Consider the following 19,490-nt stretch of genomic DNA (forward strand, 5'->3'; position numbering starts at 1 on the left):
ATCCCACCGGAACATTAAAATTGATCGTTATAAAAACCACAACTCAAAACTACTGCCTTCTTCCAATGCCTGATAATTAAGATAGCCACCGTGGGCTTCCATAATGCTTTTAGTAAGCGTTAGCCCGATTCCTGATCCGGTAGCTCTTGTAGTGAAAAACGGAAGGAAGATCTTGTCCTTAATTTCCGGGGTAATACCGGAGCCATTGTCTGTAATGCTGATAATGATCCGGTTGTTGTGTGATCTTACACTTGTTTTAATCGTTTTATGCTCTTTTTCAGAAACGGCAAAAATGGCATTGAGATAAAGGTTGATGAGGCTCCTTTCGATCATTTTCTCATCAGCAGGAACCCTAAAGTCTTCTATTTCCAGAATTATTGAAATGTTCTGTTTTTCAAATTCAGGTTTTAAAAAGCTCACGGCGGATTCAATTACTTTTTTCAGGGAAACAGGAGAGAAAACAGGTTTAGGTAATTCTGCAACCTGACGGTAATCATCCACAAACCTTAGAAGCTGTTTCGATTTTGAATTAATGATCATCAGGCTTTCCTTCATCTCCTGCTGATCCTCCTTGTCTACAGTTTCCTGATTACTGATATATTCCAGATTCTGTATCAGGCTGTTTACGGGGGTCAGCGTATTGAGAAGTTCATGCGAAAGCACTTTCATCAAATTATTCCAAGCCATTTTCTCCTTTTGTTCAATGATTTTTTGAACAGATTCAAGCGTGATAATATAAAAACGGTGTTGTATATTTTTCACCTGTTTTGTTCTTAGTGAGAAAGACTGTTTGGAGTTTCCCTGGATGGAAATGTCAAAAAACTCCTGAGAACTGGTATAACCTGTATCTTCAATAATCTTATAAAATTCAGGAACTTTTGATGCATATGGACTCCAGGTATTGTATTTGGGAACCTGTAAAATATCAAGAAAAGCTCCGTTTACATAAAATACATCCCAGTTTTTATCTTTTTCCAAAAGGATCATAAGGCCTGTTTCCATCTGATCCAGAATACTCTCATAAAGAAGCTGTAAGGAAGATTGGGATAATTGTTCCTGTTTACTTTGGTAATATAAGCGAATGCTGCTGTCTAAAAGTTCTGTTCCATCTTCTTTTGGAAATAATGAAAAGTCTTTTCTTCGGATGGATGAGATTATTTTTTCAGTTTTTGCAAGCTGGGTTGTTAATGAATAATTTATGAAAACTAAAAAGGCAATCATAAGTCCCGCAAAAAGAATTGCACTGAACCACTTTCCCTCCAGGAAAAAATGGTAACATGCAATTCCGCTTAGGATCGCAAAGAAATTATAAAGGAACCATTGGTAATTATGTCTACTCATTATTTTCTATGTATTTTAATTGTAGTCTTTAATTTTAGGTGTTAGGTGTTAGGTGTTAGGTGCTGGACATCCCGCATCTCGTACCTCGAAACCCGTACCCCGAAACTCATCTCCCTCATATCCCAAACTTCTCCATTCTCCTGTACAATGCTGCCCTTGAAAGTCCCAGGTCTTCAGCCGCCAGAGAAATATTTCCGCGATGCTTTTTTAAGGCTTTTTTGATGAGCACTTCTTCCATTTCTTCAATGTTGAGATTGATAATGGTATGTTCATGTTCTTCCAATTGTGGCATCAGGAGCTGAAGGTTGTTATCAGTTGAAAGAATGACACTTCTTTCCAGGCAATGATCCAGTTCACGGATATTTCCCGGCCATGGATAATTTTTAAGGGTAAACAGCAAATCATCGGTCAGCTCCAGATTCGGTTTATGGTACTTTTGTTTATAACGGTCTAAAAAATAATGCGCTAAAAGACCGATATCCTCCTGTCTTTCCCTTAATGCCGGAATCTGAATTTCCACAGTATTGATCCTGTAATACAGATCCTGACGAAACCGGTTTTCAGCCACCGCTTTTTTCAGGTTTTCATTCGTTGCAAAAATGAAACGGACATCCAGTAAACGTTCTTTAGATTCTCCTAATCTGGATAATTTCCTGTTCTGGATCAGACTCAACAATTTTGTCTGAAGCTGAAGGGGAAGATTTCCGATCTCATCGAGAAAAACCGTTCCGTTTTGAGCATTCTCGATTTTCCCTGCATAATCCTGATAAGCATCTGTAAATGCTCCCTTTTTATAACCAAATAATTCAGATTCAAAAAGACTTTCTGAAATACTGCCTAAGTCAATATGAACAAAAGGTTGATTTTTTCTTTCCGACTGTTCATGAATGGATTCAGCCAATACATATTTTCCGGTTCCGTTTTCTCCTAAAAGAAGGACGTTAGCATCTGTTGGCGCTACCTTTTTGATCTGTTCAAGAACCTCCTTCATTTTCAGAGAGTGGCTCTCCAGTTGATACTGACTGTTTTTTTGATTCACATTTTCCCATTGACTGAGCTTTTTATTTTTTCTTGAAATATCAACAGCCAGATTTACTGAGGCATATAACTTTTCATTGTTCCAGGGTTTTAAAATAAAATCAGAGGCTCCTTTTTTTAATGCTTCTACAGCTAATTCTACTTCACCATAAGCGGTCATTAAAATAATAGGAAGATGGGGTTCAAGGGTTTTAATCTCGTTCATCCAATACAGGCCATCCTGGCCACTTTCAAATCCTTTTCTGAAATTCATGTCTAATACCACCGCATCAATCTGACTTTCAGTCATGAATTTCATGATCTGGGCAGGCTTGCTGAGGCAGCTGACCTCAGTGAAAAACTTTTTGAGCCAGACTCTTGCAGAAAACAAAATATCTTCGTCATCGTCCACAATTAGAATATGGGCTTCTTTTTTTCGCATAGTATAGATTAAGTATATTAAAATTAATTCATTATCATGAAAAACTGTTCATTTCTGAACAAAAAGTGTCCGGTATCGGACAGTTAGTTCCATAGCTCTAAAAATATTATTCCAGATTTTCAGGGACTTACAGATTTATATTTTTCTGGCATTTTCATTGTGTAATCTATTGTAATGAAATAAGTTACATCTTATTATGGATACGAAAATAGTAAAAAAGAAATCGAAATTAAAATTTGTTTTAGGCGGATTGGCAGGAGTGGTCATATTATCGCTATCTGGGTTATATTTTACCCAACAGAAGAAAACCTATAATGTTGCAGCAGAAGATATCCAGACGGATAAAGTGACTCAGGGAAAGTTTGAGGATATGCTAATGGTTACTGCACAGACACAATCCCTTAATTCTTCACTGGTGAATGTTTTAGAAGGCGGGGCTGTAAAAGAAATTTTTGCTGAGGATGGTCAGATGCTGATCAAGGGTCAACCTATTGCAAGGGTTTATAATCCCAATACAGAATTCAACTACATGAATCAACAAAATGGAATCCTGCAACAGATCAGTCAGATGAGAAGCACACTTCTTGAATTGAAAAATCAGGAACTGGCTCAGGATAAAGAACTGCTGCAATCCCAGAATGATTATAATACAGCACTTCAAAACTTTAATCTTCAGAAACGTCTTTATGATGCGGAGATTGGAAAAAAAACTGATTATGATATCAGCGTACAGAATCTTAATTATCAAAAACAGCGGAAGTCAATTGTAGAGAAAGGATTTACAAGTGAGAAGAATTCCAGGAACTCCCAGATGGCGGCAGTCAATTCTTCAATGGGAGAGATGAATAGGAGTCTTACCATCTTAAGTTCCAACAAAAATAATTTCCTCATTACTGCACCTGCTTCCGGACGGCTATCTTCTTTTACCATTACAGCAGGCGAAAATCTGACAAGCGGGCAGAGTATCGGAAGAATAGACCTGATGGACGGCTATAAACTGGTGGCTAAAGTGGATGAATATTACATTAATAAATTACAGAATGGGATCAAGGGAATGCTTGATAATAATGGAGCTGATTATGAGGTAGTCATTACCAAAATTCTTCCTGAAGTAAAAGACGGACAATTTTCTGCAGAGCTTAACTTTACGCATAAGAAACCTGAAAATCTGAAAATTGGGATGACTTTCGGAGTTAAACTAAAACTTTCGGCAGATACACAAAGTACTATGATTCCTAAAGGGAATTTTTACAAAGACACCAATGGAAAATGGGTATTTGTGGTCAAGGGAAATAAAGCTGAAAAAAGAAATATCAGTTTAGGAAGAGAAAATCCACTGTACTATGAAGTAAAATCCGGATTGAAGTCAGGAGAAACCATAATTACATCCGACTATTCTGATCTTAAAAAATATGAGATCCTCGACATAAAAAAGTAAAAATATGAATACATTTAACTCAGTATTGCACTGGTTGAATAGCAATTAATAATCGAATCAATACCATAACAAATAAATAGAACTACAATGATCAACATACATAATCTTTCAAAAATTTATCAGTCAGAAGATGTGCAGACTCATGCATTAAATAAAGTAAACCTTAGTATTAAAGAAGGGGAATTTCTAGCCATAATGGGGCCTTCCGGCTGTGGTAAATCAACATTTTTAAATATCCTGGGACTTCTTGATTCCGCTTCCGAAGGTTCTTACCGGTTTTCAGAAAATGAAATGGTAGGGCTGAGTGAGAGAGGAAAATCGGATGTCCGTAAAAAAAATATAGGCTTTATTTTTCAGAATTTTAATCTTATAGACGAACTAAACGTTTACGAAAACATAGAGCTTCCCTTAATTTATAATGGAGTGTCTTCATCAGAAAGAAAAAAGAGAGTTGATGAAATCTTAGAGAAAATCAACATCAGCCACCGAGCCAAACATTATCCACAACAGCTTTCCGGAGGACAACAGCAAAGGGCGGCTGTAGCGAGAGCCCTGGTGACGAAACCTAAACTGATCCTTGCAGATGAACCGACCGGAAATCTGGACAGTTCTAATGGAAACGAAGTCATGAACCTTTTGGCTGAACTTCACAGAGAAGGCTCTACCATTGTAATGGTAACACACTCTTCATACGATGCAGGCTATGCTTCGAGAATTATCAATATGAAAGACGGAGAAATTTTTAATGAAGAGCATGCCTCTCAGAGAAAAGATGTATTTGCAAAAGCAAATGCTGCAGAATTTGAATAAATCAGGAGAGTATACCACATTCATTATTAATACATACAATTATGCTTAAAAACTGGCTCAAAATTGCGTTGGTCAATTATAAAAAAAATGCGCTGTCCACGATCATCAATATATTTGGACTTACGGTAGGTCTTACAGGTTTTATGATGATTCTGATGCATTGGAATGACGAAGAGTCCTATGAAAAATGGAATCCTAAAAAGGATCAGATCTATGCTTTTCAGTTCTTCACCAAAAAAGATAATGCTTATGGAAGTACCATATCTTATCCAATGGCGGTGAGTGCTTCTAAAAAAATTCCTGAAGTTCTGGATTATCTGCTTTTCAGCAGTCCATCAGGGTATAAGATGACCACAAAATACCGGACAGCTTATCAGAAAGACGGACTTTTATCATCCGAAAGCTTCTTTAATTTTTTTCCGTTTAAAATTATTGCGGGAGACACTAAAGATGCTTTGAAAACAGAAACATCCATTGCTATTTCTAAGCAGACGGCAATGAAGTTATTCGGGAGAACCAATGTAGCGGGTGAATCAATAAAAATTGAAAATAAAGAGTACATAGTTACTGCGGTATATGAACTTCCTGAGGGGAACACTCAGATAAAACCTGAATTTATTATCAATCCGGTGGAGCAGCTGAGAAGTGACAGGGAACATTGGAGCGATTTCAAGTATGGATCTTTCTTTATGTTGAAAAAAGGTACGGATCCTGCTGTTTTTGAACAGAAGTTTAAGAGAGATATTATTGAAATCAGGTCAGCTATTGAGGCTAAACCTTTGGGTATAACCATCGAACAGTTTTTGGAAAAATACGGCCCTAACGATGGACTATTGACTCCTTTGGATAAGATCAGGCTGCATGCAAAAGCGTCATGGTTCGGAGTGGGAGATTTCAAAACCATACTCATTCTATTCTTTCTGTCAGTAATGATCGTTATTTTATCCGCCATCAATTTTATTAATTTAAAAACAGCTGAAGCTTCACAGAGAGGTAAAGAAGTGGGAGTAAGAAAAGCGATCGGAGGGACAAGGTCTTCTTTAATCATGCAGTTTCTTTTGGAGACTTTTATGATATGCATGTTGTCGTATTTCCTTTCGTTGGCTTTAACGGAGCTGTTACTTCCTAATTTCAACAAGTTCTTTGGTAAAGAAGTCAAACTGAATGACTGGCATATCTTCGTTTACTCACTGGGCATGGCCGTTATCGTAACTTTAATATCCGGGCTTATTCCTGCCTTCTATCTTTCCAGTTTCAAAGCCATTGAAACCCTGAAAGGAAATTTTTCACGAAGCAAACATGGGATCTGGTTAAGAAACGGAATTCTTACCCTGCAACTGATGATTTCTTCATTTTTTATTATCGGAGGCCTGATTGTAGACAGCCAGGTAAAACATATGATGAATAAAGATCTGGGTTTTGATGGAAAACAAATCATGCTTATTACCTTCAATGAAAATAGCCCGAAACCATGGTTGAAATATGAACGTCTGAAAACCCAACTTTCAAAAATAGACGGTGTTGAAACAGTTTCTTATGGTGAGGCAGTTGCCGGAAGCAACAGGCGAAGCAGTTCAAATATGGACAGTAAGAACCAGACGATTAATTCTGACTACAGTACGATGGATTATAATTATCTGCAATTTATGGGGGTGAAACTGGTGAAGGGACGATGGCTGAATCCTGAATTGGCCTCTGATACGATCAATAATATGATTGTCAATGAAGCATTCGTTAGAAAATTTGGTTGGACTGACGATCAGGTACTTGATGGTACTTACACTCCAGGATTTGATGATGAAAAAAAATACAGAGTTGTTGGTATCGTCAAAGATTTTAATTTCAGAAATCTTAAACTTAAAGTAGAGCCGATTGCATTTTTCCACTATAAAGAAACAGATCGTAAAAGATTTGATGTATATAATATTCAGGTGAAAGTGAAGCCTGACGATATTGAAGGCACCGTCAACAATATTAAGAAATACTGGGAAAATACTGTAGAACCCGGGTATCCTTTTGAGTATTATTTTGTTAATCAAAGATTTGCCAGAACCTTTGTGCAGTATCAGAAACAGAAAACTACATTTTCTATTCTTAATGCAATGGTATTGATGGTGGCTTTATTAGGACTCTTTGCCCTTTCTTCTTTAATGATTGAGCAGAAACTAAAGGAAGTGGCAATCAGGAAAACATTAGGTGCATCAGACCGTATCCTGATTTTTGGATTGACAAAACAGTTTCTTTGGATTGCAGTAAGTGCTGTTCTGATCAGTATTCCAATCAGTTATTTCCTCATGAACGAGTGGCTTAAAGATTTCGCCTACAGAATTGATATGCCGGTTTGGCCGTTTATGATAAGCTTTTGTGTACTGCTTGCATTGACATTTGCTGTGGTTAGCATCAAAGCGTATAAAGCGACGAAAGTCAATCTTGTTAAATACCTCAAATATGAGTAATCCGTCCATTATCATTAACTATCTAGAGTAGATTTAAAATCTTAACGTCTCATGAAAAATTTCATTTTCATATTTTTTGTTGGCCTTTTTCCGGCCCAGCAAACATGGAACCTGCAACAAAGTCTGGAGTATGCAACGACGCACCATCCACTGATAAAGCAGGCTACCGTTACTGTTACAAAGAACGAAAAACTGATCATTGCTTCAAAAGGAATGTTGTTACCTTCTGCAGAAGCTGGGGTGAAGCATAATTATAGTTTTGGCTCTTCCATCAACCAATCAAGCAACCAGAGGGAAGCTCTAAATACGCAATATGACGAGCTTAATGTGAGGGCAGATTGGGAGCTTTTCAACTGGAAGAATTTCTTAAATATATCTTTGTCCAGGCTTAATAAAGAAACCAGTACCTATAAACTTAAACAGGCTCAGAATGATGTAAAACTGAATGTTATTCAAATGTTCTTTACCTATCAGAATAGCCGTAGCTGGCTGAATGTGCTGGAAACTCAAATCTCAGGGATTGAAGACCAGATCAAGCGTACAGAGAAGGAAGTCGAAATTGGAAACAGACCCAAAAGTGATGTGTATGATATCAAAGCTAACTTGGGAACATTACAGGAACAGTGGGTGTCAGCAAAGAACCAGCGTGATCTTGCGAAAATTAACCTTCTGAATGCTGTAGCAGTTACCACGGATTCTATAGATTTTGTACTGGACGATGAAAAGGCTCTTGCCGGAGCTGAGTTTCAGGATACGGACTTTACAAAAAAGCTACTTGAAAAAAATCCTGCGTATCAATCTGCGATGGCCGAGATTACCGCAATGAGAAAAAGAGAAGAAGTCGCGAGATCCGGTTATTTACCGACATTAAATGGAAGCTACAGTTGGTCGAGTTTTTATAATAAAGCATTAGGAAAAAATGATGTTCAGACAGTTAGCTTCTCAGATCAGTTTTCACAGAATAAAAATCAGTCTCTCGCATTCGGACTCAATATTCCCATTTTTAATAAGTTACAGGTGAAAACGAATGTTGAGATTGCTAAACTCAATACGATTAATTCAAATTTAGACAAAGAACTGGTCATCAATAATCTTACCCAGACTATTAATTCGATCAAAGCTCAATTTCTAAATGCTCAGGAAAAATATAATCTTTTGGATGCCAATTTTGAAAATCAAAAACTTTCATTTCAGAAATCTGAAGAGAAGTATCGGGAAGGCCTGATGGATGCATATACATTTTTCGTTGTCAGAAATGGATGGCTTCAGGCGAATTATAACCTGATCAGCAGCAAAAATGAGGTCATTCAGCAAACAGAACTCTTAAAGGTGCTGGAGTCTGGTTTGTAATTGAAGAAAATTATATTTTCTATACATTTTTAATGATAAAAAACATTCATTCATTTATCATATCTAGAAGGCTATCCGGATTTTCCGGATAGCCTTTGTTTTATATGCATATTATATGAGATTTATGATCAGTTCAGGAGTCCTTTTTTGAATTGGTTAGGAGTTATTCCTGTTTCTTTTTTAAACAATCTTGAAAAATAAGGAAGGTTTTCAAAACCCAGTTCATAGGCTATTTCTGAAACCCTGCTATCATTTGTTTTAAGAAGGTTTTTAGCCTCGTTGATCAGATAAATATGGATCAGTTCGATGGCTGTTTTTCCCGTTTCCTGCTTAAGTAAGTCACTTAAGTAGCGCGGAGACATGCTAAGTTGAGATGCCAATGCGGTAACGGAAGGCAACCTTTGGGAAAGGGGGAGGTCATTTTTAAAATGGTTGGCTATGGCTTCATTGAATTTTGACACCGTTTTTTTCGATAGTTCAGTACGGTTAATGAACTGCCGTTTATAAAATCGCTGTGAATACTTCAACATCGAATCAATATGTGCCAGAATAATATCACGGCTGTATTCATCAGCATTGTTGTGGTATTCTTTTTCAATTTTATAATACAGATCCCACATGATCTGCTCTTCTGATGGAGAAAGGTGCAGTGTTTCGTTGGTTTCATAATCAAAGAAACCATATTTACTGATCTCAGAATGTAAATAATGACCGTGCAGAAAATCCTCGTGGATAAACATAATAAAGGCATCTTCATCATATTCCACGCTTTTGAATTCTACCACCTGACGGGGTTTAATAAACATCATGCTGCCATTGTCTGTGTCATATTTGGTACGGCCGTACATAATAATTCCTGATTTCAGTTTTTTGAAACCGATCATATAAAAATCAGAAATAAACTGTCGGTCACCCATCTGGCAGGTCTGGGTACACTGATAAACACTGAACAAAGGATTTTCCGGCGCTGGAAAACCGTTGAACTGATGAATATCCCCTAAACTTTTTAAATGTTCCATAACTAATGCAAGTTAAACAAATCTATGCCACCTTCATGACATAGATTTGCGAATAGAATTATTGATGTTATAAATTATCCATGCGCTGCTGTAGAGACTTCAGCCCACGAATCCCATTCTGCAAAACGACTTTCATACGCCTGTTTTACCATTGGATAAGCGTTTTTACCTAAGAATAAACGTAACGGTGGATTTTCACTGTCAATCAATCGAAGTAAAGCTGCTGTTGTTGCCGTTGGCACTCCCCAGAAATCATCTGTTACAGAAGACTGGAACGCAGCACGTACTCCGTCATATTCAGGCATTGGAGTAGTTTGTGCAGCAGAAGCTCCACTCCAATCTGTTGCATAACCGTTAGGTTCCAGTAAAGTAACATTAATTCCAAAATGTTTTACTTCAGCGGCGAGTGTTTCTCCTAAACCTTCCACTGCAAATTTAGAAGCGTTATATAAACTTAGTACAGGAACCCCAACAAGACCTACAATACTTGATAGCTGAATGATATGTCCATGACCCTGTTCACGCATAATGGGTAGAACCGCCTGGCTCAGCCATAACAAACCAAAGAAATTCGTTTCCATCTGTGCTCTGGCTTCCTCTTCAGTTGTCTCTTCCACAGCACCAAATAATCCATAACCTGCGTTATTGATCAGTATATCGATACTTCCGAAATGTTCTTTCGCTTTCTGAATTGCTGCAAAATCTGCGGTACGATCATTAACGTCTAACTGAAGGGGTAAAATATTTTCACCAAATCGGTTGACAAGATCGTCAAGAGTACTTAAATCTCTTGCAGTTGCTATTACTTTGTCGCCTCTTTGCAATAATGCTTCGGCCCATAATTTACCAAAACCTCTTGAAGCTCCGGTGATAAAAATTGTCTTTGCCATTGTTAAAATGTTTGATACAAATGTAGATCAATGCCAAGGCGAAAGACTTATACAAAAATCCGAAGTACTGATACATTTTTACATCATAATTCATCAGGACGACGCTTGGAGACATTGGAAAAAATCAATAAAGAAGCTTGTTCTAGGGAATCACATGAAAAACAATGGCTGAAATTAAGCTATATTAAATTATCAGTTTCAACCTCTTGTGCCAGGTTCTTTTTCGCATATATTAAAAAAAAACAGGTCTGATTTATTTTTATTTGTCAAGTAATACAATCGTAAAAATGACTCATGTAAAAACTCTAAAAACAAGTCTCAAATATTTAGCCATCTTCTTTATTCCCCTCTGCAAATTCAACTAAATCGATAGATCATTTACACCTGAAATGTACCTGTTTACTTGAGTTTTAAATATTCATATGATGAAAAAAAAACTAAACCTGATTAATGTACTTAATCCCTATTCGTTATTTTCAAAAGAATTAAACACTGACCGAATCTTCGGATTGGATATTTTGCGGGCCTTTGCAATTATTGTCGTGATTATGGATCATGGAAAGTTTATGTTTCCCAGAAAGATTGTAGAATTACATCAATATGTACAGTTCGATGGAGTAACCGTTTTTTTTGTACTTAGTGGATTATTAATTGGTAAGATTTTAATTAAACAAATGGAACATGATAAAGTCAGTTTTAGGCTATTATTGGATTTTTGGATTAGAAGATGGTTTCGCACTTTACCTACCTATTTCCTGATATTATCTGTTGTAATGGTTTGTTATAGCATTAAAGATGCATCATTTGCATTTGTTAAAATGAGTAGATACTATTTCTTTTGTCAGAATTTTTTTCACATCTCCCATTTGTATTTTCCTGAAGCCTGGAGTTTAAGTGTGGAGGAATGGTTCTATTTCATGATACCGGCCCTTATTTTTTTGTTCATCCTAGTTTTTAAATTAAAACCTAAAATTTCGATTCTTATTGTTGTATTTATTGTATTATGTAGTGTTACTTTTTTAAGATATACTATTTTCCTGGATCATGATGAAGAAAAGGCCCGGACATTTCATCATATCGTTATTTTCAGACTGGACAGCATTATGTATGGGGTTATAGGAGCCTATATCAATTATTATTGCTTGAAATACTGGAATTTAATTCCTGGTTATTTATTTTTAGCAGGAATAGGAATATTTGTACTCCAAAAATATTTCTCTCTGAACAATATATTCCCGGATCTGACTGGTGCATATAAAGTTATTTTTGAATTTAGCCTTACCTCTTTAGGTACTTTAATGCTACTTCCTTACTTAACGACTTTAAAAAACAGAAAATGCAATATGGGGAAAATAATTACGATCATCAGTATATTATCTTATTCCATGTATCTTACCCATATGACTTTAATAAAGGATATGATTCTCTACAGCATTCCGTGGACGAGTTTTACTACAAATTATAATATAATAATTCCTGTTATGTATTCTCTGTACTGGGGAATCACCTTGTTGCTATCCATTATTATCTATCAATTTTATGAATCACCCATGACCAGGCTTCGGGATCAGTTTAGTTTGGTCCAAAGGCCTGAAAAAGCTACCACTTAATTGTGTTGATTGTTTATTTTAAAGTCTAGGGAGGTGATCTTTATTTTCATAAGATTATTTTTCCAGTCTGATGGATATCTTACGAGAGCACCGGATTAGAGTTTCTGAAACTCTTACGAAATTCAAGGGCTGTCATTCCGGTTTCTTTAGCAAAGAACCTTGAAAAGTAGGAGTGATTTTCAAAGCCCAGATCGTTTGCAATCTGTTTTACATTCAGGTTGCTAAAATAGAGTAGTTGTTTTGCTTCCATAACGATTTTGTACTTGATCCAGAATGAAACAGAAGAACCGGTATATTTGTTTAAAGACTCATTAAGGTAAGGTTCTGAAATATGAAGCATTCCTGCATAATCAGATGGACTTTTATATCTTTTGATATGTTTGTTCAAAAGTTTTTTAAATCTGAATGATAGTTCTGCAGCTCTTGAAATGTTTCCATCAGAATCTTTTGAAGTTTGAACTGTTGCTGCAGCCATTTCAAAGAAGGAGTGGAGTAAGGCATAGAGTATATTTAAATTCTGACTATCCGGAGAAGGATCCATTGTTCTCCGGTGTAAAATTGTAAGTAAGTCATTATAATCTTCGATATCATTAGGAATCAGATCAACAGGTTCCGGAAAACCAAGCCATCTTTCAAAAGCATTTCGACATGACGTTTCTATTAATGATGGATCTACAGCAATATACCAGCCATTGCCATCAGTAGATCGGATGCGGTAATGGATCTGTTCCGGTAAAATATAATAAAGCTGGTTGGCATGAATGGTCTTTTCTTCAAAATCAACCAGAGTGGATGCCGAGCCTTTTAGCATAATAAAGAAAATATAGTGATCATCACGATGCGCCCCCATTAATTCAGACTTCTGATTATCGATTTGCTCGTGAGTAAATGGGAAAATAATAAAACCCTTATCGGTTCTATCCTGTAATTGATGGGTTGGGATACTTTTCATAGATTTAAAATAGCGTATTAATCATTTTGTTTTACAGGCCAAGCAAACGGTCTGCATTTCTATGGGCAATTTTTTCAATCTGTTCTGGGGGAAGTTTAATTTCATTTAAAAAATCAATACCCATCTGATTGGTGCTGAAAGGATAGTCGATAGAAAAAATAATATTGTCTATACCAATAGTGTCCAAAGCAATCTGTAATGGAGGTTGTGTAAAAATACCACTGGTTGTCATATACAATTGCTGCTTGAAGGTTTCTATTAATGTACGTTGATTTTTTCCTCCATTTCCAGGCTGAAATGCTTTATTAGAGCGGTCCCACATAATAGGTAACATCTCTCCCATATGCCCGATAATGATCTTCAGATTAGGATAGGTATCAAATACCCCAGCTACCAGAAGGCGTAAAACATGAATCGCGGTTTCAGAATGCCATCCCCATCCCCAACAGGCTATGGCATCAAAAGGGCCTGTTTGATCTCCAATATTACTGTAATAAGCATCTATCACAGGTTTTGGCGGAATACCAGGATGGATGTAAACAGGAACTCCTAATTGTTCTGCTCTTTCAAAAATAGGGGCAAATTTTGGAGCATCCAAAAACTCACCATTGGTCACGCCTCTGATCATTGCACCTTTAAAACCATATGTTTTTACTGTTCGTTCAAGTTCATCTGCTGCAGCAATTGAATTAACCATTGGAAGATGAGCAAATGCGGTAAATCTGTCCGGATGACCTTTTATTTTATCAGCAATAAGATCATTGTATTTTGATGCAAATTCCGGAGCAGATTGGCCATCCAGTAAATTAACATCCGTATTTTCAACGGATAGAACCTGCATTGAAATACCTGATTCATTCATAGATTGTAAACGATCGCCGGAAACATCAGCCAGCTTTGGTATCATCTGCTGTAAAGCGCCGGATGGTTGTTTTTTATTTAAAATATCATCAGGAAGGAAACTATTCATTTCGGGGAATGAAATATGCTCTTCTATTGTTACTATTCTCATTATAAAGTGTTTATATGGACGCAAAGATAGATGAGTAAAGATACGTAATCAATGAAGAAATTATAGAAATGATAGCACAAATCGCGGTAAGTGAATATGAACATTTTTTTATATCATTAGAATTGATGTTACTTTTCGAGGGATTCGATGTCAATTATTGTGATTAATGATGTTGTTGCTAAAAATAAAAATCCGAGTAAGCTTTTACCCGGATTTAAATTATTTATTTCAGACATTTAATCTGTGTCTGAATGTCAGAACCTTCCAGAACTAATTAGGTTGCTGGATAACAAAATCTCTTTTGCTTAGGGTATGTGCTGAAAAATATCCTAGTGCGCCATTATTGATATTGCTCGGTGGATTAGCTGGAGTAACACCACTTCCGCCATCATCGGAAATATCCAGAAGCGCGCTGTAATAGGTAAATATATTGTTGTCGATGGATTGCATTTCAACGTGAATGGTATCTCCGGGTACTACCAGAACATCATCCGGATCATCACCATCATCATTAGGAAGGAATAAAGGTCTTTGGTTAGGGAGCCCATTATTCACGTTATCTGAAATACATTAAAGGTTTTCTTAGGTTTATTATTTACTGTAAACCCGAAAAGATAACGGTTTCCTAGTGCGGGAGGATCAGTGAAAATAGGTAAAAGAGTAAAGGTTGTTGTGCCGGCAAATACAAAAGAGTCCTGTTGCAAGCCTTCAAAAGTTACCTCTGCTGGCATGGTGCTTTGAGCAGTATATTGTTTCCCTTCTGCCTCTACCTTTAAAGTATAGGTTCTGCCAGTAACTCCTGTAAAAGCAGTAGTCTGATATTTTCCGTCACCTATATACTGTAGGGTTTCAGTTTGGCCGGTATTGTCACTTACAGTGACCAGGGCATTGGTAACCGCAGGATATTGATTGTTTTGTGTAACGGCAACTGATTTTGTTATTCTCACAATATAAGGTCCTGGCTGATTGGTTATATTCCCCTCGATAACAATGTTTCCACTTTTGTCAGCAAGATCAAGATCGATCTCTTTTTCACAAGAGTTTAATAAAAGCAGGGATAATATGATAAAAAATGTATTCTTCATGATTTAAAATTTGAAATTGTAAGTGATGTTTGGTACCCAACGGAATAATGAGGTCTGCATAGCACGAGTGGTTCCCGGATTGTTCGGATTATCTTCAAAGGTAATCGTATAGGCATTCTCACGTCCATAGATATTGTAGATACCAAAAGACCATGACCCACGGAAACGCTTATTGGAATTGGAACTTGGCTCATAGGTAGCACTTAGATCCATTCTGTGATAGGCTGGCATCCTATCAGCATTCCTGCTGCTGTACTGAAAAACAGTTTGTCCGTTAAGTTCATATTTTCCGGTTGGGAAAGTAACTGCATTTCCTGTACTGTAAACAAATAAACCTGAGAAAGACCATTTTGGATTTAGCTGATAAGTCGCGACTATTGACAGATCATGGGTCTTATCCATTCTGGCATTGTACCATTCGTTGTCATTAATACCATTTATTTTTCTTTCAGTTTTTGATAAAGTATAAGAAATCCAACCTGTTAGTTTTCCACTTTTCTTTTTTGCGATAAGCTCAAGACCATAGGCTCTTCCTTTACCGAATAACAATTCACTTTCTATATCTGCGGCGGTATCAAAAGTAATTTGAGCTCCGTTTTTATAGTCAATCTGATTTTGCATTGATTTGTAATATACTTCTGCATTAATTTCATAGTTGTTGTTATTGAAATTCCTGCTGTATCCCAAACTTACCTGATCTGCAATTTCAGGCTTTATGTTATAGCTGCTTCCAATCCACTGATCGGTAGGATTTCCACTGCTGCTATTGCTTAAAAGGTGTAGATTTTGGGTGTTACGTGAATATCCTCCTTTTATACTGCTGACTTCATTGATCCGGTAATTAGCTGTAATACGGGGTTCCAGATTAACATAGGTTTTTCCAAATTTCCCCTTTTCAAGATATCTGCTTTCTGTCAGAGTTCCGTTTTCGTAAGTATTAAAAGTATCGCCTCCTAAAACACTGAATCCGGAAAGTCTTAATCCATAATTAATGGTCAGCTTTTCTGTAGCTTTAAAATCATCATTGATGTATACTGCATTCTCCCATGAATATCTTGGGTTTCTTGGAAAACTGCTTACACTGGTGCCTGAAGCACTGCTTGGCGTAAGGGTATGATAAATGGATTGAAGACCAAAACGAACGGAATGCTTATTTCCTGCAAACCATGTGAAATCCTGCTTGAGGTTCCAGTCCTGGATCTCAGAATTTAGGCCAAACTTATTATCATTACTTTCAAGGCTGATCTTGTAATTATAATCACTGTAAATAATGGATGTATTGGAGAATAGTTTGCTGCTGATAATGCTGTTCCAGCGTAGGGTTGCTGTTGTATTTCCCCAGTCTGTTGCAAACGTTTTTCCTACTCCTAATACATCTCTTCCGAAATATCCGGATAGATAAAGGCGGTTACTCTCATTGATCTGGTAGTTCGCTTTTAAATTAAGATCATAAAAATATAACTTACTGTCTTTATAATCGTCACTTCCTTTAAGGAATAAATCGGCGTACGTTCTTCTTCCTGAAACAATAAATGATGATTTCTCCTTTTGAATAGGTCCTTCAACACTTAATCTGCTGCTGATTAAACCAATTCCTCCATTAACGTTATAGTCTTTGTTATTTCCATCTTTCATCTTTACATCCATTACTGAAGATAAACGTCCTCCATACTGAGCCGGACTGTTTCCTTTAATAATACTGGCATCTTTTAGCGCATCACTGTTGAATGTACTGAAAAAACCCAGTAAATGAGAAGCATTATAAACAGGAGCTTCATCCAGTAATATTAGATTTTGGTCGGTTGCACCACCTCTTACACTAAATCCACTGTTTCCCTCACCATTACTTTTAATCCCTGGCAATAGCTGAATTGTTTTCATTACATCCTTTTCTCCAAACAAAACAGGAAGCTTCTCGATGTTTTTGATGCTTAAAGTCTCAGTACCCATTTGAGCAGTAGAAAGGTTTTTATCCTTTTTAACGCCTGATATGATCACTTCATCAATTTTTGCTGTTCTTTCTTCCTCTTCCTGATTTAGGGGAAGATCCAGTTTGATATTCTGATCAACTTTTATAGGTTGCTCAAAATCTTTATAGCCGGGATAAGAAATAATCATGGTGTAATTTCCCTCCGGTAAGGATAGAGAGTAGAAACCGTATTCATTGGCAACTACATTGATCGAGGGATCTTCAGCTACTTTTACGGTAACTCCAATCAACAGTTCTCCGTTCTTTTTGTCTTTCACAGTTCCACTGACAGAGTATTTCTGTTGGGCTAAAACCACTGTACTGAAACAGAGAGCGGCCGAGGCGGCAGCAATTTTAAAAAAGGATGTTTGCATTCAGTTTATTTTTTTAATGTAGTAGATTTTTTAAATAGTAGTAGGATTTAGTTATGGTTTGTTACATGGGGAAAGAAGAGAAGTTCAATTTTACCGAAAAACCAGTAGAAAGATGTACTGAGAAACAGGTATGAAAAAAAGATGATTACAATTTTACTGGTTTGGTGATTGGTTGTGGGTTAAAATAGTTTTCTTTAAAAATCTGCAATGCGAAAGTAAGTATTTTAGTTTTTAAAATGTACTTCGTCATATTATTTTTCAAACAATTGTGACTTTTTGCCTGTAATTCTGGCTTTATGAGAAGTCGTTGACAAAATTCAGCTCATCTTGATACAGAGATTTAGTAATTGGTTATCAAGGAGTATAACTGAAAAATTGTAAAAATATTTGATCAGTGATAAAAAAAATAATAATTTTAATGCCAGTGCAAATTATTAAACACTAAATAATAAACATGAAAAAAGTAACAGGTATTGGAGGCATTTTTTTCAAATGCAAGGATCCTAAGCAAATGCAGGAATGGTATAAAAATCACCTTGGTTTAGACACCAATGATTACGGAGCCACATTTGAATGGCGTGAAGCGGAGGATACCTCTAAAGAAGGGGCTACTCAATGGAGCCCGTTTTCTGAAACCACAAAGTATTTTGAACCTTCAGCCAAAGAATTTATGATCAATTACAGAGTGGCTGATCTGGAAGCTCTTGTTGAAGAATTGAAAAAAGAAGGAGTAACCATTGTTGATGAAATAGCAACTTATGATTATGGAAAATTTGTTCATATCATGGATGTGGAAGGAAATAAAATTGAGCTGTGGGAACCGAAATAAATTTTTAGTTTTTTAAAAGAACAGAATAAAAAAGAGATTGTATTAACCTGCTGCCCTGCTGCGCAAAGTCTGCGACTTTGAGCAATAACGAATAAGCATAGTGTTGACTATTTTATTGTACAAAAATTTTTGAGAATTTTTTAAATCCATATATTTAAAATAAAAATACACAAAATGAAAGAAGGTTATGTTATACGAGATCAGGAAAAGCCACATTTTATTACTTGTACAGTTATAGATTGGATTGATATCTTTTCGCGAAAAACTATAGAGATGTAATAATTGAGTCGTTAGATTTCTGTATTAAAAATAAAGGGATGATATTATATGGTTATGTGATTATGACTAATCATCTTCATCTCATAATACAATCAAAAAATAACAATTTATCAGATTTAATAAGAGATTTTAAAAAATATACAGCGAAAAGTATTCTTGAAAAAGTTCAAAATGAGCCTGAAAGTAGAAGAGAATGGATTCTAGAACGATTCTCTAAAGCAACTGAGACCCACAATAGGAATAAAACATACCAGTTTTGGCGATATGGTAATCATGCAGAAGAAATATTTACATTATATTTCATGTGGGAGAAGTTAAATTATATCCATCTCAACCCCGTAAGAGCTGGGTTTGTTGAAAAAGGGTATCACTACCTTTATTCTTCGGCTAGTAATTATACATATGGAAAAGGGCTACTTGATATTGAGATAGCTGAGAATCCTATTATAGATGTTACGGGGAAAAATAATTTTTGGAAATATAATAATTATGATGATTGAATGTGATGACTCAAAGTCAGAGACTTTGCGTAGCAAGTAAACCGATTTTTTTTAAAAGACAAATTTTGTAATATCCAGCTGCGCAAAGTCTGCGACTTTGAGCAATAACAGTTTCCA

Annotated in this window: 16 protein-coding genes; 7 read left to right on the forward strand and 9 right to left on the reverse strand. The window is 36.2% G+C overall.

The genetic code is table 11. The features are described 5' to 3' along the window. Positions 1-27: 27 nt before the first annotated feature. Both CEY12_RS00895 and CEY12_RS00900 read right to left on the reverse strand, forming a co-directional pair. The gene (locus CEY12_RS00895; protein WP_089025906.1) at positions 28-1,341 is read right to left on the reverse strand and encodes a sensor histidine kinase; all 1,314 of its coding nucleotides are present in this window, start codon (positions 1,339-1,341) and stop codon (positions 28-30) included. Positions 1,342-1,456: 115 nt separating this feature from the next. After that, positions 1,457-2,800 carry a sigma-54-dependent transcriptional regulator gene (locus CEY12_RS00900; RefSeq protein WP_089025907.1) on the reverse strand — a complete coding sequence of 448 codons (1,344 nt, stop codon included), beginning with the start codon at positions 2,798-2,800 and terminating at the stop codon, positions 1,457-1,459. A 196-nt stretch (positions 2,801-2,996) separates the two neighbouring features. On the opposite strand from CEY12_RS00900, the gene CEY12_RS00905 reads away from it, so the two are divergent. The 4 genes from CEY12_RS00905 to CEY12_RS00920 all read left to right on the forward strand — a co-directional run bounded on the left by CEY12_RS00905 (position 2,997) and on the right by CEY12_RS00920 (position 8,854). Then, on the forward strand, positions 2,997-4,238 hold the full coding sequence (locus CEY12_RS00905; RefSeq protein WP_089025908.1) for an efflux RND transporter periplasmic adaptor subunit: 1,242 nt from the start codon (positions 2,997-2,999) through the stop codon (positions 4,236-4,238). An 87-nt stretch (positions 4,239-4,325) separates the two neighbouring features. Next, entirely contained in the window at positions 4,326-5,048 is a 723-nt protein-coding gene (locus CEY12_RS00910) for an ABC transporter ATP-binding protein (protein WP_089025909.1), read from the forward strand. Positions 5,049-5,089: 41 nt separating this feature from the next. Continuing rightward, positions 5,090-7,504, forward strand: coding sequence for an ABC transporter permease (locus CEY12_RS00915; RefSeq protein ID WP_089025910.1), 2,415 nt, complete (start codon positions 5,090-5,092; stop codon positions 7,502-7,504). A gap of 51 nt (positions 7,505-7,555) precedes the next feature. Beyond that, the gene (locus tag CEY12_RS00920; protein ID WP_089025911.1) at positions 7,556-8,854 is read left to right on the forward strand and encodes a TolC family protein; all 1,299 of its coding nucleotides are present in this window, start codon (positions 7,556-7,558) and stop codon (positions 8,852-8,854) included. A 128-nt stretch (positions 8,855-8,982) separates the two neighbouring features. On the opposite strand, the gene CEY12_RS00925 is transcribed toward CEY12_RS00920, so the two are convergent. Both CEY12_RS00925 and CEY12_RS00930 read right to left on the reverse strand, forming a co-directional pair. Then, complete coding sequence (locus CEY12_RS00925) at positions 8,983-9,873, reverse strand: helix-turn-helix domain-containing protein (RefSeq protein WP_089025912.1); 891 nt, start codon at positions 9,871-9,873, stop codon at positions 8,983-8,985. Between the two features lie 74 nt (positions 9,874-9,947). Continuing rightward, positions 9,948-10,763 (reverse strand): SDR family NAD(P)-dependent oxidoreductase, encoded by an 816-nt coding sequence (locus CEY12_RS00930; RefSeq protein ID WP_089025913.1) that lies wholly within the window; start codon positions 10,761-10,763, stop codon positions 9,948-9,950. A gap of 425 nt (positions 10,764-11,188) precedes the next feature. On the opposite strand from CEY12_RS00930, the gene CEY12_RS00935 reads away from it, so the two are divergent. Next, complete coding sequence (locus tag CEY12_RS00935) at positions 11,189-12,373, forward strand: acyltransferase family protein (protein ID WP_157676723.1); 1,185 nt, start codon at positions 11,189-11,191, stop codon at positions 12,371-12,373. A gap of 79 nt (positions 12,374-12,452) precedes the next feature. On the opposite strand, the gene CEY12_RS00940 is transcribed toward CEY12_RS00935, so the two are convergent. The 5 genes from CEY12_RS00940 to CEY12_RS00955 all read right to left on the reverse strand — a co-directional run bounded on the left by CEY12_RS00940 (position 12,453) and on the right by CEY12_RS00955 (position 17,765). Further along, positions 12,453-13,325 (reverse strand): helix-turn-helix domain-containing protein, encoded by an 873-nt coding sequence (locus tag CEY12_RS00940; RefSeq protein ID WP_089025915.1) that lies wholly within the window; start codon positions 13,323-13,325, stop codon positions 12,453-12,455. Positions 13,326-13,356: 31 nt separating this feature from the next. Then, entirely contained in the window at positions 13,357-14,337 is a 981-nt protein-coding gene (locus CEY12_RS00945; RefSeq protein ID WP_089025916.1) for an amidohydrolase family protein, read from the reverse strand. 270 nt (positions 14,338-14,607) lie between these two features. Next, positions 14,608-14,892, reverse strand: a complete 285-nt coding sequence (locus CEY12_RS22530) for a DUF4249 domain-containing protein (RefSeq protein ID WP_228409758.1) — start codon at positions 14,890-14,892, stop codon at positions 14,608-14,610. After that, positions 14,889-15,422, reverse strand: a complete 534-nt coding sequence (locus tag CEY12_RS00950) for a DUF4249 family protein (RefSeq protein ID WP_228409759.1) — start codon at positions 15,420-15,422, stop codon at positions 14,889-14,891. Before CEY12_RS00950 ends, CEY12_RS22530 begins: the two co-directional genes overlap by 4 nt. 3 nt (positions 15,423-15,425) lie before the next feature. Next, on the reverse strand, positions 15,426-17,765 hold the full coding sequence (locus tag CEY12_RS00955; protein WP_089025917.1) for a TonB-dependent receptor: 2,340 nt from the start codon (positions 17,763-17,765) through the stop codon (positions 15,426-15,428). Between the two features lie 454 nt (positions 17,766-18,219). On the opposite strand from CEY12_RS00955, the gene CEY12_RS00960 reads away from it, so the two are divergent. Both CEY12_RS00960 and CEY12_RS00965 read left to right on the forward strand, forming a co-directional pair. Continuing rightward, positions 18,220-18,594, forward strand: a complete 375-nt coding sequence (locus CEY12_RS00960) for a VOC family protein (protein WP_089025918.1) — start codon at positions 18,220-18,222, stop codon at positions 18,592-18,594. A gap of 302 nt (positions 18,595-18,896) precedes the next feature. Beyond that, the gene (locus CEY12_RS00965) at positions 18,897-19,373 is read left to right on the forward strand and encodes a transposase (protein WP_317043960.1); all 477 of its coding nucleotides are present in this window, start codon (positions 18,897-18,899) and stop codon (positions 19,371-19,373) included. Positions 19,374-19,490: the final 117 nt, after the last annotated feature.

Source organism: Chryseobacterium sp. T16E-39 (assembly GCF_002216065.1).
Classification (GTDB): Bacteria; Bacteroidota; Bacteroidia; order Flavobacteriales; family Weeksellaceae; genus Chryseobacterium.

Coding starts and splice junctions, on each gene's coding strand:
- CEY12_RS00895 (WP_089025906.1), bottom strand. CDS start 1,341: ATGAGTAGACATAATTACCAATGGTTCCTTTATAATTTCTTTGCGATC.
- CEY12_RS00900 (WP_089025907.1), bottom strand. CDS start 2,800: ATGCGAAAAAAAGAAGCCCATATTCTAATTGTGGACGATGACGAAGAT.
- CEY12_RS00905 (WP_089025908.1), top strand. CDS start 2,997: ATGGATACGAAAATAGTAAAAAAGAAATCGAAATTAAAATTTGTTTTA.
- CEY12_RS00910 (WP_089025909.1), top strand. CDS start 4,326: ATGATCAACATACATAATCTTTCAAAAATTTATCAGTCAGAAGATGTG.
- CEY12_RS00915 (WP_089025910.1), top strand. CDS start 5,090: ATGCTTAAAAACTGGCTCAAAATTGCGTTGGTCAATTATAAAAAAAAT.
- CEY12_RS00920 (WP_089025911.1), top strand. CDS start 7,556: ATGAAAAATTTCATTTTCATATTTTTTGTTGGCCTTTTTCCGGCCCAG.
- CEY12_RS00925 (WP_089025912.1), bottom strand. CDS start 9,873: ATGGAACATTTAAAAAGTTTAGGGGATATTCATCAGTTCAACGGTTTT.
- CEY12_RS00930 (WP_089025913.1), bottom strand. CDS start 10,763: ATGGCAAAGACAATTTTTATCACCGGAGCTTCAAGAGGTTTTGGTAAA.
- CEY12_RS00935 (WP_157676723.1), top strand. CDS start 11,189: ATGAAAAAAAAACTAAACCTGATTAATGTACTTAATCCCTATTCGTTA.
- CEY12_RS00940 (WP_089025915.1), bottom strand. CDS start 13,325: ATGAAAAGTATCCCAACCCATCAATTACAGGATAGAACCGATAAGGGT.
- CEY12_RS00945 (WP_089025916.1), bottom strand. CDS start 14,337: ATGAGAATAGTAACAATAGAAGAGCATATTTCATTCCCCGAAATGAAT.
- CEY12_RS00950 (WP_228409759.1), bottom strand. CDS start 15,422: ATGAAGAATACATTTTTTATCATATTATCCCTGCTTTTATTAAACTCT.
- CEY12_RS00955 (WP_089025917.1), bottom strand. CDS start 17,765: ATGCAAACATCCTTTTTTAAAATTGCTGCCGCCTCGGCCGCTCTCTGT.
- CEY12_RS00960 (WP_089025918.1), top strand. CDS start 18,220: ATGAAAAAAGTAACAGGTATTGGAGGCATTTTTTTCAAATGCAAGGAT.